Genomic DNA, 15668 nt, shown 5'->3' with positions numbered 1-15668 from the left:
ACAGACCGTCCATATTTATACGCTGATTAACCGATTTACGGAGAAAGCATGATGTTATCCGACAACAACGACAACCCGGTTGTTGCATTAAGCAATATTAAAAAAGTCTTTCAAACAGAAGATATAGAAACCCACGCGCTGAACGATGTCAGTTTTCAGATTCACCGGGGTGAATATGTTGCTATCACCGGCCCGTCCGGGTGCGGTAAATCGACGCTGCTGTCGCTGCTGGGGCTGCTCGATCGCCCCAACGATGGCCGCTACCTTCTGGGTGGCACCGATACACAAACGCTGAATCACAGGCAACAGGCCGCTCACCGTAATCAAATGATTGGCTTTGTCTTTCAGTCATTTAACCTGATTAGTGATCTGACCGTTGAAGAAAATGTCATGCTGCCCCTCACTTACCGGACCGGGCTGTCGTCACCAGCAATCAAAGAAGCCACGCGTCATGCACTGGAACAGGTCAGCCTGCAACACCGCCAGCGCCATTTCCCGGCACAACTTTCCGGCGGCCAACAGCAGCGTGTTGCCATTGCACGGGCGATTGTCGGCCAGCCAGCCCTGTTGCTGGCGGATGAACCCACCGGAAATCTCGATTCGAAAAATGCAGAATCGGTGATGACGCTGTTCGATCAGCTCAATGCCAATGGGGGTACCATCTGCATGGTGACACACGATCCCCGTTCGGCCGAACGGGCAACCCGGCGAATCGAAATGTTTGACGGCATGATGATTGATGATCGGTCATCGTTTTCCTCAACGCAGAACGGGAGAGCGTAATGTCTCATCTTCTTGATCTGAAATATACCTTCCGGGTGATGCTCAGGCAGCCGGGGTTTACGCTGTTCACTACCCTGATGATGGCCGCCGGACTGGGGATTTGCATTTATATGTATGCGCTGATTGATACGCTGATATTCAGGCCGCTGCCTTTTCCACAAGGCCAGCGAATGGTGCTGATCGCCCCGGAGCTCAATGGCGTCAGGCAAGGTGATCTCCCCCTTAGCTATGCGGATTTCAAAGCGATTCAGGCTAAAAGCCGGCACCTGACGGAAACCGGCTACTACTATGCCAAACCGGTCAACCTGAATCTCGATGGTAAAGCCGCCCGTTATCAGGCGAACTATAACCAGTCCGATCTGTTTCACTTTACCCGCACGCAACCGGTTAAAGGGCGGTTATTTAATTCACAGGATAACGAACCCGGAGCGCCACCGGTGGTGATTATCGGCGACACGCTATGGCAGAATTATTTTGCCGGACGGCAGGATATTATCGGCCAGCGTATCCTGATCGATGGCATCAGCACCCGGATTATCGGCGTGATGCCCCCAGGTTATGAGTTCCCGCTCAATGTACAGGTCTGGCTGCCATCCCAACTGGATGAGAGCAAATTTACCCCGGAAACCGCACCGAAAATCTACGCATTTGCCAAAACAGCTCCCGGCAGCAGCCGGGCGGCGGCTGACGCAGAACTACAAGCCATCATGGCCGCCAGAGCGGAACAGTATCCGGAAATCAATCAGGGCCATTCCGCCTTTACCATCACTTTTCAGGAAAGCTTTGAAGGGGAAGATTCAAAAGTTTTCTACTATATGATGCTGGCGGGTGTCGGATTTGTGCTGATTCTCGCCTGTTGTAATGTCAGTAACCTGCTGCTCGCCAGAGCCGGTGAACGCACCAAAGAGAGCGCCATCCGGCTGGCTCACGGCGCTTCCCCACTCCGGCTGATGAGCCAGATGATGTATGAAAGTACGCTGATCTGTCTGTGTGGCGGACTGCTGGCGATTTTGCTCGCTGGCTGGGCGCTGACCCTGACCAATGCCCTGCTGCCCGGTTTTGTTCCGGATAAACCACCTTACTGGTGGCAGCTGACCCTCAATGGCGATGTGCTGATGAAATCTTTCGGCCTGATTGTGCTGGTCAGCCTGCTTACCGGCGGGTTTCCCGCATGGAAAATGAGCCGCAGCCATATCAGCGATGTCCTGCGGGACGGCACACGCGGCGCTCAAAGCCGCAGCAGTGGCCGGTTGAGCCGGATTCTGGTCACAGTTGAGATCATGCTGTCTGCCAGTGTAGTCTGCCTTGGGTTATTGTTGACTCTGATTGTCTGGCAAGCCAGACAAATTGATTACGGTATTAAGCCACAAAACGTCTATACCGCCAAAGTGACCCTGCCATCGGCGCAATATCAGACACCGGACAAAAAGACGACCTTTTATACCCGTCTGGTTAATCACCTGCGCGGTGAGCAGGGTGTTCTTCAGGCCGGTTTAATCAGCTTTCTCCCCGGCCAGTTCACCTGGCTGGGACAAATTGAGCTGCAGGGACAAAGTGTTCTGAAGTCAGAACAATCAGGCCTGCCCCAGAGCCATAACGTGGTCGTCTATCCCGGCACGCTCAGTGCGCTGGGCGTGAAACCGGAAGCGGGCCGTCTGCTGACCATGGCAGATCATGCCGGCTCACAACGGGTTGCCGTCGTCACCCGCTCTTTTGTCCGGCGTTTCTGGCCGGGAGAATCTCATGTTATCGGCAAACGCTTCCGCTGGGCCAACAGTAAATATGATCATCACTGGTACACCGTTGTCGGTATTGTGCCGCATATCATCCAAAGCCGTCCGTTTGGTTTCCGTCAGCATTTACCCACGGTGTACCGCTCTGCCCTGCAAGCCCCGGTAGCCAGTTTTTCACTGGTCGCAAAGGGTGTTACCGGATCCGGTTTGACGCAAACTTTACGCCGGGCTGTCAGCGACACCGATGTGTCGGTTTCTGCCTGGCAAATCAAACCCATGGCAGCACTGTTACAGCGCAATACCGCAGGATTGACCTTTATGGCAATTTTGTTCAATGTATTCGGACTGATCGCTTTACTGCTGGCGGGCAGCGGGATTTATGGCGTCATGACCCGAACGATTCATCAGCGCAGGCAGGAACTGGCTATCCGTCAGGCAATGGGCGCCACCCATCACAACGTGATCCGGATGTTGATGAAGCGCAGCCTGATTCAGCTTGGCAGCGGCATTGTGCTGGCATTGCCAGTCGCCTTGACCGCCGGGCCACTGTTAATCAGGCTCATGGGTCATAGTCCGGTTCCGGTCTGGCTGTTGTTTGTTCTGACCAGTGTGGGGCTCAGTGCTGTTGTCATGACGGCAACCTATCTTCCCGCGCGCCGGGCTCTGCGGCTGGCCCCGATGGATGCGTTAAGATCATAATCATGGCATCATCCCGGACAACCTGAAGCCAGGTCGTCCGGCTGACATAAAAAGACACTGAGAGACAGTCAATGAACAATCCCCGGATTCTGATTGCAGATGACGATGAACATATCCTGACAACGCTGAGGCTGATGCTGAAAGTCAACGGCTTTGACATCATCACGGCCAGCACCCCACAGCAGACACTCGCCAGTGCCATCTCTGCCGAGCCCGACGTCGCCCTGATTGATCTGAATTACCAGCTCGATACCACTTCCGGTCAGGAAGGCTTCAGTCTCATCAGCCAGTTACAACAGCAGGTGCCGGATCTGCCTGTCATCGTCATGACCGGCTGGGGAACCATCGATATTGCGGTTCAGGCGATGAAATCCGGCGCGGCAGACTTTATTGAAAAACCGTGGGACAACCAGCAACTGCTGCATGTTCTTCACACCCAGCTCCGGCTCAGACAAAGCCTGACCGGACAGGCCCGGCTCAAGCGTCAGAATCAACTGCTGCAACAACAGCTGACACCGGATACTGACGACGATCTGATTGCGGTGTCACCGGCGATGGTCGCGCTGCTTGATACCCTGAATGCGATTGCCGACAGTGATGCCAGCCTGTTGCTGACCGGTGAAAACGGCACCGGGAAAAGCCAGCTGGCCCATTATATTCACCGCCACTCAACCCGGCAGGAACAGGCTTTTGTTGCCGTCGATATGAGCACCATTCCTGAATCGCTGTTTGAGAGTGAAATGTTTGGCCATGTTAAAGGCGCCTTTACCGATGCAAAACAGCAGCGCCCCGGCCGTTTTGAGCTGGCGGATCAGGGCACACTGTTTCTGGATGAGATTGGCAATACGCCGGTCAGCCAGCAATCGAAACTCCTCCGGGTACTGGAATCCCGTCAGTTTGAAAAAGTCGGCTCCAGTAAAACGCAGCAGGTGGATGTCCGGGTTATCGCGGCAACGAATGCGGATCTGCAACAGATGATCGGCCAGCAAACCTTTCGTCAGGATCTGTTCTATCGCCTGAACACCTTTGAACTCCGCATCCCGGCACTGCGGGAACGCACCGAAGATATCCTTCCCCTTGCCCGTCACTTTATCCGGCGCTTTGCCCGCAAATATCAGCGGGACATCATGCCGGACTCGTTGTCAGCCACGCTGGTGCGCCAGTTACAACAATATCCGTGGCCGGGCAACATCCGCGAACTCAGCCATGTGATTGAACGGATGGTGTTACTGTGCCGGAATGACCAGCCCGACAGCGGGCTGCTACAGCAGGTATTGCCGGTGCACCAGTCATCTGTTCAAAGCGCCTCTTCTTTTCAGCACACGCCTTTGCAGCAGAATGTCACGGCTGCGACCGGCACCTCCCCGAACGATGCACTGTTACAAACCGGGACACTGGAAGATATCGAGCAGCAGATTCTCCGCCAGCGACTGGACGACTATCATGGACAGGCGAATCAGGCGGCTGCCTCTCTCGGACTTAGCCGGAGTGCTTTTTACCGGCGGCTGGCCAGATCAAAATAAAACGGAGACCACTCCATGGCTGAATTTCCCGGACGCCGGACCCACTCATTACAGCAAAAGCAGACCCGTTTACTGCTGATGGCGGCTTTACCGCCAACGCTGATTCTGCTCATCACATTGTGGTTTGTTGGGGCTTCCGGCTATCTGATTGCGTTGACTGCACTGACACTGATGCTGTTCACCGGTTATTGCGCCCTGACGGCAAGGCACCAGCTTGATTATCATCTCACAACCATTCTGAATCTGGTGGAATCGCTGAATCAGCAGGAGTTCAGTTTGCGGGGCAAACTCTCTGGTCAGAACGATACCATGGATACACTGCTGGCTCAGATCAACCAGCTGTCTGAAACCATGCAGCATCAGTCGCTGGCGCTGAATCAGCATCAATATCTGATCAATACCATTTTGCGGAATGTCGATGTGGCCGTTCTGGCAGTGAACGCCAGCCAACAGATTGCGTTTGCCAATGACGGTGCCGCCGCACTGTATCAGATGACCCCCGATCAGTTACAACATCAAAGTGCTGCTGCGCTGAACCTGCTGCCACTCATCAATGGACAAAACCGCCAGGTGACTGAATGGCACTTTCCGGCCGGGCAACATCGTTACCAGATCATTTATGATCATTATTTTGAACTGGGCCAGCAACATACTCTGTTATTTATTACTGATGTCAGTGACATGCTGCGGGGAGAAACCCACAAAGCCTGGAAAAACCTGCTGCGGGTTTTAAGCCATGAAATTAATAATACGCTGACACCAGTGGCTTCACTGAGTCAGACTTTGCGCCAGTTGCTGCCGGAAACAAAAGACGATGCACTGCGGGAAGTGGATCACGGACTAGCCATGATTGAAGAACGGGCCGGAAACCTCAAGCAGTTTATCAACAGCTACCGGCAGCTGACCCAGTTGCCGGAGCCAAAACTGACACAGACCCGCATCGACTCACTCATCCGTTCGGTACTGCCCCTTTTCACCGATCGCCCCATCACACTGCTCACAGAAACACCCATTGAGATTCAGGTTGATCCGGCACAACTGCAACAACTGCTGATCAACACACTGAAAAATGCCGATGAAGCGATGGCAGACAAACAGCAGCCGATTGAGATCAACTGGCAACAACAGCCCGGTTCAACAACGCTGATCATCACTGACAGAGGCACCGGCATCACCAACCCGGACAACTTGTTTGTCCCCTTTTACAGTACCAAATCCGGCGGCAGCGGCATCGGCCTGATGCTGTGCCGGCAGATTGCGCAAAATCACGGCGGGGATTATACCCTTCGCGACCGTCGTGATAGTCCGGGCTGTATGGCAACACTGACACTGCCACAATAATAAATATGAGCCCATCCATCTTCAGGTGAATTGCGGCCACATCGCTCAGGATGCATGTGCAGGGCTTTGATGCGAAAAATTCAATACCGCATAAGTGAGCTACAATCAGGCTCCTTGATTATTTAGGGGCAGCGGCTGAATCATCATCTTCAAAAGCAATGAATTAGCTGCTACTGTGTGTACTTTTCCAATCAACAGACAAACCAACATGAAAATATTCAGTAATTTTGAAAGTGGCAATATCCGGGTTGAAAAAGCACAATCTCCGGAGGATATTCAGCTCTCGATCCCTGCCGACCATCAGTCTGAGTTTTATCAGTGGTTCCATTTCCGTCTGGAAACCACTGCACATCAATCCCATCAGATTAAACTGGTGAATCTGGCAAAATCTGCCTATCCGGAAGGCTGGAAAGATTATGATGTCGTTGCTTCTTATGATCGGGAGGAATGGTTCCGCATTCCGGCAGAGTTTGATGGTGACACCCTGAGTTTCCGGGTCATTCCTGAATATGGTTCCATTTATTTCGCTTACTTTGCGCCTTACAGCTATGACCGCCATCAGGATTTGCTGCATCAGGCTCAAATGCATTCTGCCTGTGAACTGACCACGCTCGGACACACACTCGATGGCAACGATATCAGCCTGCTGACGATCGGCGAGCCGGCTGAACACAAAAAACGAATTTGGATTACAGCGCGCCAGCACCCTGGTGAAACCATGGCAGAATGGTTTGTTGAAGGCTTACTGCAACGTCTGCTGGATGAAACAGATACTGTTGGTAAAGCCCTGCTGGATCAAGCCGTATTTTATGTTGTCCCGAACATGAACCCGGACGGCAGTATTCGTGGTCACCTGCGCACCAATGCGGTTGGTGTCAACCTCAACCGGGAATGGCAGTCACCTTCTGTCGAAAAAAGCCCGGAGGTTTATTATGTCCGGGAGCAGATGTTGAAACACGGCGTTGATATGTTCCTTGATATTCACGGTGATGAAGCCATTCCGTACAACTTCGTTGCAGGTTCTGAAGGTATTCCTTCTTATGATCAGGCGCTCGCCGACAAAGAAAACGCTTTTAAACAGGCACTGCTGACGATTACCCCTGAATTTCAGGACGACATCGGCTATGAGAAAGATAAACCGGGTCAGGCCAATCTGACTGTCGGTTCAAATTGGGTTGCTGAGCAATTCAAATGTCTTTCTTACACGGTTGAAATGCCATTTAAAGATCATAACCAACATCCGGACGAGTTTTATGGCTGGTCTCCGGAGCGCAGCGTCGCGTTTGGTCAGGATGTATTAGCCGCTGTCAACAGCGTGGTCAGCAAACTTTGATGAGCGATTCATCTCTCAAAGACACCCCTCATTTTCATTCATAACACAAGGGCAGCGCGCCCTTGTCTGCCTGTCGTAAAAAACAGATTCCGCTGCACCGTGCCATCATGCGCACAATATCAACTTTTTGCTCATTAAAATAAAAAAATAACAACCAAAAACTCAAAATTGAACATTTGTGAGGAACTTTCATCTCTGTTGACACTCATGTGTAATGATTCATATCAAAATATGATATGAATCAGACAAAAATGAGAACGGTACATATGAGTGCCTTCAAATCACGAGGAAATTATGAAAAAGAATAAACTCATTTATGCAATCGGACTGCTAACGTCAGTTTACGCAGTGGGCTGCAGCTGGGAAGATGGCTCCCATGCCAAACATAAATCACCAGCCGTTGGCGTCCGTCTGGAAAATTCATCCTGCCAGTTTCTGGAAGATTTTTCATATGCCAACACCCAAATTACTTCGATTCAGCTCGCAGCATCAGGCGATCTTAAAGTTGCAGGTCAGCCGATTGGTGCTCACTGCGTTGTCGAAGGGAAAATGTTCGAACGGGTCAGCCCGGTCGATGGGCAAACTTATGCGATTGGTTTTGAGATGCGTCTGCCGCTCGACTGGAACGGTCGTTTCTTCTATCAGGCCAATGGCGGGCTGGACGGCAGAATTGTCACCGCTGAGGGCAGTATCAGTGGTGGTGGTCCCGTCACCAATGCACTCTATCAGGGATTTGCCGTCATCAGCTCTGACGCAGGCCACTCATCTGCTCAGAACGGTACCTTCGGGCTCGATCCTCAAGCCAGGCTTGATTACGGCTATCAGGCAGTGCAAAAACTAACGCCGATGGCAAAAGCACTGGTGGAAGAAACATATGGTAAGCAACCTGATTATTCCTACATCGGCGGTGCATCGAATGGTGGCCGTCATACCATGGTTGCGGCTGCGCGGATTCCGGCTGAATATGATGGTTATCTCGCACATAACCCCGGCTTCCACCTGCCCAATACCGCCATTGCCCAGTTATACAGTGCACAACAACTGGCGTCTGTCGCCACAGATACGGATGACCTGAGCACGGCATTTACCACGGCGGAACGCAGTCTGGTTTCTCAGGCGATTCTATCCAAATGTGATACGCTGGATGGCCTGGCTGACGGTATGGTGTTTGACACCGATGGTTGTCAGCAGGCATTTGATCTGCACCGCGATGTCCCGTCTTGTGAAGGAGAGCGTGACGGCACCTGCCTGACCGACAAACAGAAAGATGCGATTGCGGCGATTTTCTCCGGCGCAAAAAACAGCAATGGTGATGCGCTTTATGCGCCGTTTGTCTACGATCCCGGTATTGCCGGACGGTCATGGGCTGGCTGGAAATTTAATGCATCTGTAGGTAATCGTGATCCTTTGTCTGTGGCTTATGTGTTTATGACCCCGCCACTTACCGATACCACGCTGAATACCACACCAGCATTACAACGTGAGTTTGCCCTGAGTTTCGACATGGACTCTGACGCCCCTAAGATTTACGCGACCACAGATGTTTATACAACAAGTGCGGTTGACTTTATGTATCCGCCTCATGTGACGAACCTGTCGCGGATGCACCATCTGGGCGATAAGATGATCGTGATGCTGGGGACGGCAGATCCGGTTTATTCTACCGTCGATACAGAAAACTGGTACAACGCACTGACGGCTGAAAATCACGGTGACGCGACGGATTTTGTGCGGTATTTCCGGGTGCCGGGGATGAACCACTCCCGTGGCGGTATCGCAGCAGATCAGTATGATGCGATAGGCGCGCTGGTTGACTGGGTTGAGTACGGTGAAGCACCCGACCGGATTATTGCAACAGCACGGGGAACCGGCAATGCGGGCGGTGTCAACCGTGAGCTCCCCTCAGACTGGTCCGCAGACCGGACCCGTCCACTGTGTCCTTATCCGAAGATTGCCGTCTACAAAGGCAGCGGTGACTCTGAAAAGGCAGAGAATTTTGTCTGCCGGATTGTGAGTCATTAATGCATTGGCTCATTTATTCTCACAACAAGCATTGATTGCCACAACAAACGGGGCTTAACAGCCCCGTTTGTTTGCTTTCGGATAGCGCCCGGAGCCAACAGCCGCTGGCTGTATCAGACAGGGCGCTTGAAAACCGCTTTCGCCTGTTCGACTTTTTCCCGGCACACACATCCTTCTTCATGATCGTTGATCATGCCCATCGCCTGTAAGAAAGAATATACCGTTGTCGGGCCGACAAATTTCCACCCCATCTTTTTTAACTGTTTTGAAATGTCCGCAGAGAGAGGTGACTGAGACACCGTTTGCGGCGGTGGTAAAGTGGCCGGGTCAGGTTCATGCCGCCAGAAATAAGCAGCCAGTGAGCCTTCCTGCTCAATCAGCTTTAATGCACAACGGGCATTATTCATCACCGCTTCAATTTTTCCCCGGTGACGAATAATCCCTTCATTTTGCAATAGTCGTTCAACATCTTCTGCCGTAAATTCAGCGACACGCTGAATATCGAACTGATGAAAAGCCTGACGAAAATTTTCCCGTTTTGCCAAAATTGTTCGCCAGCTTAAGCCGGACTGAAAACTTTCCAGGCATAACTTCTCAAACAATCGTTGATCATCTGCAACAGGAAAACCCCATTCCTTATCATGATAATCAAGAAACGCTTCCGTCGCGCCACACCACCGGCAGCGGGATGCGCCATCGGGACCGGTATATAATATTGAATCCATGATCTTTTCTCCTGTATCAGCCGACCTTTGTCATCCGGACACGTCGAAGCCCGGACATTTTTTCGTCTCAGATTAGCACAGGTTATTTATTCCACACAACAAAATGACTGTATAAAAACACAGTATCTATTAATAAAATACGTATTAATGAAAAACATATTGATTCAGGCTGCCTTAAGTATTTCTTAAGAATCAAAACATACCCTGACTGCCGCCACGCTGATGATTTGATGAAGGAAGTTGTATGAAAAAATCACCGGGACCCCTGTTTTCTGTGCTGACAGCCGGTTTCTCCGCCTTAATAATGCTGACATTGTTCCGGACCGGACTGGCTCTTTGGCAGTTTGACCGTGTCAGTGCCCATGATGCCTGGTCGCAGTTGCTGCTCAATGGATTGCGGGTTGATATCGCCACCGTTTGCTGGCTGTTGATTGTACCGGCATTTTTGTCCTGCTGGCTGTCCGGTATCCGCAGGCTTGAACCTTTCTGGTCACTGATTTTACGGCTCTGGATCACTGGTGGCCTGATGTTTTTAATCTTTATGGAAGTGGCCACACCAACTTTTATTGCAGAGTACGACCTCAGACCAAACCGGTTGTTTATTGAATATCTCGCTTATCCGAAAGAAGTCTTCACCATGCTGTGGCATGGCTATAAGTTACCGCTGATTGCCGGAACAATTTTCACAACAGTGGCTGTTATTTTTATCTGGCGCAGCACCAAAAGCTGGACGACCAATGTCCGTTCAATCCGCTGGTACTGGCGTCCGGTACTGGCGATACTTGTGCTGGCTTTCGGTATTGCCGGAGCACGCTCAACACTCGGACACCGTCCCCTGAATCCGGCCATGGTTGCTTTTTCCACCGACCCGCTCCTGAATGACTTAACACTGAATTCCTCCTATTCGGTTTTGTTTGCTATCAGACAAATCTCTGATGAAGCCAGTGCATTTCAGTTTTATCCCAAAATGGCCAAAGCCGATATTATCCGGGAAATCCGCCAGTCAATGAATGTTGCACCCAATGATTTTATCTCAGCCAAACAACCAACACTGGCGAACCACATCAGTCATCATCAGGGACAGAAGAAAAATATTGTCGTCCTGCTGCTGGAGAGCCACGGCGCGCAGTTTATCAAAAGTCTGGGCGGTATCGATGCCTCTCCTCACCTTGATCAACTCATCCACCAGGGCTGGGCTTTTAAGCAAATGTACGCAACAGGCACCCGCTCTGTGCGCGGCATTGAAGCAGTCGTCAGCGGATTTCCGCCGACCCCTTCCCGTTCAGTCGTTAAGCTGGGTAAAAGCCAGCACAATTTCTTCTCGGTCGCTGACCTGCTGAAATCACAAGGCTACACCACACAGTTTATTTATGGCGGTGAAAGCCATTTCGACAACATGAAGAGCTTTTTCCTTGGCAACGGGTTTACCAATATTCAGGATTTCCCGACCTTCAGCCAGCCAGCTTTTGTCGGCTCATGGGGGGCTTCCGATGAAGACCTTTACCGCAAGGCAGACGAGCAGTTTTCCCGTTTCAGTGCTGAGAATAAGCCATTTTTCAGTTTAGTTTTTTCCAGCTCGAACCACAGCCCGTTTGAATATCCGGCGGGCAGAATTAAGCCTTACAATACACCGGCTGATACGGTCCAGAATGCGGTGAAATACGCCGATTACGCCATCGGAAAGTTTTTTGAAAAAGCCCGGCAGTCAAATTACTGGCATAACACTATCTTTGTCATTGTGGCTGATCACGATGCCCGCACCTATGGGGCAACCCCGCTACCTGTGGCTCATTTCCATATTCCGGCCATCATCATCGGAGATGGGGTTGCACCCCGGCAGGATGACCGCCTCGTCAGCCAGCTCGATCTGGCGCCAACCATGCTGTCTCTGGCCGGAATCAGCAGCAAAAATCCAATGATTGGCTTTGATCTGACCCAACCGTTAGCGAAAGAAAAGCAACGGGCATTGATGCAGCGGGATAAAAACTTCGGCTGGATGACGGCCGACCATCAGGTCGTGCTGTTTGAACCGGGTAAACCGGCCAGCACTTACACATTTGACCCAAAGACAGAAAAGCTAACCCCGGCACCCGTGGCAAAAAGTATCATCAAACGTGCCCATGCAAACGCGATGTGGGGCAGCCTGGCTTATCAGGATGATTTATACACCGCTGAAAAAGATTACCGGGTGAACACGGCACAGCCCGGTGAACCCCGGCATCTCACTGGTCCGGTCAGCAACGCTGCCGGGCAGGGACAGCCGGGCAACTGATTGCTTTCTATTGGCGCAATTGGCTATTGACCCACAACTCGCCGCTCGGGGTGTTGTGGGTCATCCGGCCTTAATCACTGACCTCAGAAGTATTGTTTTTAATCAGAGACTGATACCAGTAAAAACTGGCTTTTTTCGATCTTTTCAATGATTTGACATCAAACTCTTCCCGATCCACGTGGATAAATCCATATCGTTTTGAGCATCCCTGATGCGTACTGACCAAATCAATTGCTGACCAGGGACAATATCCGAAAACATCGACACCATCTGTTATCGCTGCCTGAATTTGATCAATATGCTGCTGAAGAAAATCGATCCGGTAACCATCATAAACAGACCCGTCTTCTTCTACCTTGTCGAATGCACCCAAACCATTTTCTGTCACAATCAGGGGAAGCGCATAGCGCTCATAAATTTCACGCATTGTTGTCCTGAAGCCAACCGGATCAATTTCCCAGCCAAATTCATTTTTGACCAGATATGGATTATCACACCCTTTATACACGCCGGCTTCGCCAATCGTAACCTGTTGATCTCCGGTTTTGCCGGCCAGATTGAAATCAACCGGACTCTCAGCGATGACATGCGTGTTGTAATAATTGAATGCGATAAAATCAGGCTTCGCCCGGGCCATGATTGCCATATCTCCCGGCAAAATTTCAGGCAACGCATCCTGCGCTCTTAAGTAGCTGATTGCTGTCGCGTTATAGCGGCCGTATACCGCCATATCCAGATACAGCCAGTTTCTGATCGCTGAAAAAGAATTCGCAGCCAGAACATCTTCTGGTTTGGGTGAAGCCGGATAAATCGCAGAAATATTCGGAGCCGGACCAATCTTCGCATCCGGCAGAATTTCATGACACAAGATCATCGCTTTGGCCTGAGCCAGCAACATATGATGATTTTGCTGATACAAATCTTTCACCGGGTTTAATTCATCCACTTTTTTCGTGCCGATAAGATCACCGTGTAAAATCATCATGTTTTGTTCGTTGATCGTTAACCAGTATTTGACCCGGTCACCATACAACTTAAATAATGTCTCACAATAAAAAGCAAATGCATCTGCCGTCTCACGGTTTGACCAGCCGCCACGTTGCTGCAAGCTGTATGGCAGGTCAAAGTGATAAATCGTCAGAATGGGCTCAATACCATACTGAATCAGCTCATTAATCAGGTTGTTGTAAAACGCCACGCCTTTGTGATTTATTTCTCCGTCACCCTTGGGAAAAATACGGGTCCATGCCACTGAAAAACGGTAAGCTTTCAGGCCAAGTTCTGCCATAAGTGCGACGTCTTCTTTATAGTGATGATAGTGGTCACTGGCGACTTTAAAATCAGTGACACCTTCCGGCACCTGGCTCATATCGATCACTGAAGGGCCTTTTCCATCTTCATTCCATGCCCCCTCAACCTGATAGGCCGAAGTAGAAGCTCCCCAGAGAAATGAACGGGGAAATTGACTTAACGTTGATTGATTCATAATTTACCTTATTGATGTTTTTGTTGAACCGGCAAAGCCAGATGATCAGAGTTTTTTGTGAACTTCTATCAGCTCTCTGATCAGCTCTCTGGCAAGCATGGCTGTCATAATATGGTCCTGGGCATGCACCATGATCAGATTGACAGGAACCTTTCCTTCGCCTTCATCCAGACCAATCAATTCCGTTTGTACCTGATGAGCCCGGTTTGCAGCTTCCGCTGATTGCTCCAGTAATACATCCGCTTCGGCCCACTGTTTATTTTTAGCCTGATGTAATGCCTGCATTGCCAGGCTCTTTGATTCACCTGCGTTGATGATTAATTCCATCACGGTCGATTCGAGTTCCATCCGGATTACCTTTTTTGTCAGGCAGAGCGTATTTTAAAGCCCGCTCTGCGAATATGGATTAAACGGGTATTTTTAAGCGTAATGAGTCTCGTCCACCGGTTCACCGTGGGCACTTTTGGCTTCATTGACTTCTTCTGTCACCAGTTGCTTTTCATAAATTTTAAAGAAGGGATAATAAATAATGAAACTGATACCAAAGAGGACAAACACCAGCAACACATTGTTGAGTTGCCATCCGGCGGCCCATGAAGCACCTATCGGTGCAGGCGCTGTTCCCGGAACCAGAGACACAATTTTTCCGACCCAGTCCATACTTGATGCAAAGTAAGCAATCGTCGCATTAATCAGTGGTGCGCCGACAAAAGGGATGAACATAATGGGATTCATGACAATGGGAGAACCAAAAATAACCGGTTCATTGATGTTAAAAACCGCAGGAACAAGGCTAATTTTCCCTATCATATTCAAATGCGCAGAACGGCTTCTGATATACATTAATACCAGTGCAAATGTTGCCCCCGAGCCTCCCAGCAGGACAAAAAATGATAAAAATGGTTCCATGAAAATATGCGGCAACGCTGTACCAGCCGCCAGCGCTTCCTGATTCAGGCCCAGATTATAAAGCCAGAATGGTGACATAATCCCACCGACAATCGCAGCACCGTGAATTCCGGCAAACCAAAGAACATGCATCACCAGTACTGCAATCAAAAGAGCAGGCAGAGTGTCAGATGCAGAGATCAAAGGCTGAAACAATGCCATAATCGCGCCCGGCAACAACATATTAAAATGATGGTATACATAAAGATTCAGCGGATAAATCGTCAATATGACAATCATGGCAGGGATCAGCAAATTAAACGACTGACGTATTTTTTCCGGCACCTGCTCCGGTAATGTGAATCCAATGTTTCGTTCTTTCAGAAACCGGGTCAGTTCAGTGACAAAAATGGCAACAATAATAGCCGTAAAAATGCCGGTTCCCCCCAGATGACTGGCGGGCAGATGCCCGTCTTTCATCGGAGCTGCGACCAACAAAAATGTCATCAGAGACAGCATAGCTGTCGGCATCACATCCAGCTTATAACTTTGAGCCAGATTATACGCGATACATGCGGAGATATAGCACGACATAATGCCCATACTCATACTGAATGGTGTGATAATTTCATCGGCATAAGCTTTTGATGCATTCAGCCACCACTGCCCCAAAGCAAAAGATGTATCTGCCGAAAAAGGCGGATAAGCAAATACCAGCAAAAATGATCCGACAATCATGAATGGCATTGCACCAATAAATCCATCGCGGATAGCACTGACATGTTTCTGTGTGGCCAGCTTGCCCGCAACAGGTGTCAATGTGTTTTCCAGAAAATCAAATAAAACTTTAAACATGTGAGACT

Annotated in this window: 11 protein-coding genes; 7 read left to right on the top strand and 4 right to left on the bottom strand. The window is 50.2% G+C overall.

Translation table 11 applies throughout. From position 1 onward, the window contains the following. Positions 1 to 48: 48 nt before the first annotated feature. The 6 genes from OCV29_RS19445 to OCV29_RS19420 all read left to right on the top strand — a co-directional run bounded on the left by OCV29_RS19445 (position 49) and on the right by OCV29_RS19420 (position 9434). Positions 49 to 783: an ABC transporter ATP-binding protein gene (locus OCV29_RS19445; RefSeq protein WP_073602069.1), complete on the top strand. Its 735-nt coding sequence runs from the start codon at positions 49 to 51 to the stop codon at positions 781 to 783. After that, entirely contained in the window at positions 783 to 3215 is a 2433-nt protein-coding gene (locus OCV29_RS19440; RefSeq protein WP_073602068.1) for an ABC transporter permease, read from the top strand. The genes OCV29_RS19445 and OCV29_RS19440 overlap by 1 nt, the downstream gene beginning before the upstream one ends. Before the next feature lie 71 nt (positions 3216 to 3286). Further along, a complete protein-coding gene (locus OCV29_RS19435; protein WP_073602067.1) occupies positions 3287 to 4738 on the top strand; it encodes a sigma-54-dependent transcriptional regulator in 1452 nt (483 codons plus the stop codon). A gap of 15 nt (positions 4739 to 4753) precedes the next feature. Further along, positions 4754 to 6079, top strand: a complete 1326-nt coding sequence (locus OCV29_RS19430; protein ID WP_084193168.1) for a sensor histidine kinase — start codon at positions 4754 to 4756, stop codon at positions 6077 to 6079. A 208-nt stretch (positions 6080 to 6287) separates the two neighbouring features. Then, positions 6288 to 7412 carry a M14 family metallopeptidase gene (locus tag OCV29_RS19425; RefSeq protein ID WP_073602066.1) on the top strand — a complete coding sequence of 375 codons (1125 nt, stop codon included), beginning with the start codon at positions 6288 to 6290 and terminating at the stop codon, positions 7410 to 7412. Positions 7413 to 7706: 294 nt separating this feature from the next. Beyond that, positions 7707 to 9434, top strand: coding sequence for a tannase/feruloyl esterase family alpha/beta hydrolase (locus tag OCV29_RS19420; protein ID WP_073602065.1), 1728 nt, complete (start codon positions 7707 to 7709; stop codon positions 9432 to 9434). 113 nt (positions 9435 to 9547) lie between these two features. On the opposite strand, the gene OCV29_RS19415 is transcribed toward OCV29_RS19420, so the two are convergent. Further along, on the bottom strand, positions 9548 to 10159 hold the full coding sequence (locus OCV29_RS19415; RefSeq protein WP_073602064.1) for a DNA-3-methyladenine glycosylase I: 612 nt from the start codon (positions 10157 to 10159) through the stop codon (positions 9548 to 9550). Positions 10160 to 10403: 244 nt separating this feature from the next. On the opposite strand from OCV29_RS19415, the gene OCV29_RS19410 reads away from it, so the two are divergent. After that, the gene (locus tag OCV29_RS19410; RefSeq protein WP_261887428.1) at positions 10404 to 12431 is read left to right on the top strand and encodes an LTA synthase family protein; all 2028 of its coding nucleotides are present in this window, start codon (positions 10404 to 10406) and stop codon (positions 12429 to 12431) included. 70 nt (positions 12432 to 12501) lie between these two features. Here OCV29_RS19410 and OCV29_RS19405 read toward each other — a convergent pair whose 3' ends face one another. The 3 genes from OCV29_RS19405 to OCV29_RS19395 all read right to left on the bottom strand — a co-directional run bounded on the left by OCV29_RS19405 (position 12502) and on the right by OCV29_RS19395 (position 15660). Beyond that, on the bottom strand, positions 12502 to 13917 hold the full coding sequence (locus OCV29_RS19405) for a glycoside hydrolase family 1 protein (protein WP_073602062.1): 1416 nt from the start codon (positions 13915 to 13917) through the stop codon (positions 12502 to 12504). Between the two features lie 45 nt (positions 13918 to 13962). After that, positions 13963 to 14265 carry a PTS lactose/cellobiose transporter subunit IIA gene (locus tag OCV29_RS19400; protein WP_073602061.1) on the bottom strand — a complete coding sequence of 101 codons (303 nt, stop codon included), beginning with the start codon at positions 14263 to 14265 and terminating at the stop codon, positions 13963 to 13965. A gap of 72 nt (positions 14266 to 14337) precedes the next feature. Beyond that, positions 14338 to 15660, bottom strand: a complete 1323-nt coding sequence (locus tag OCV29_RS19395; protein ID WP_073602060.1) for a PTS sugar transporter subunit IIC — start codon at positions 15658 to 15660, stop codon at positions 14338 to 14340. Between the last annotated feature and the right edge of the window lie 8 nt (positions 15661 to 15668).

It is taken from the genome of Vibrio aerogenes (assembly GCF_024346755.1).
Lineage (GTDB): Bacteria > Pseudomonadota > Gammaproteobacteria > Enterobacterales > Vibrionaceae > Vibrio > Vibrio aerogenes.
The sequence above is the reverse complement of the archived record's forward strand: the minus strand, read 5'-3'. Positions and strand labels throughout refer to the sequence as shown.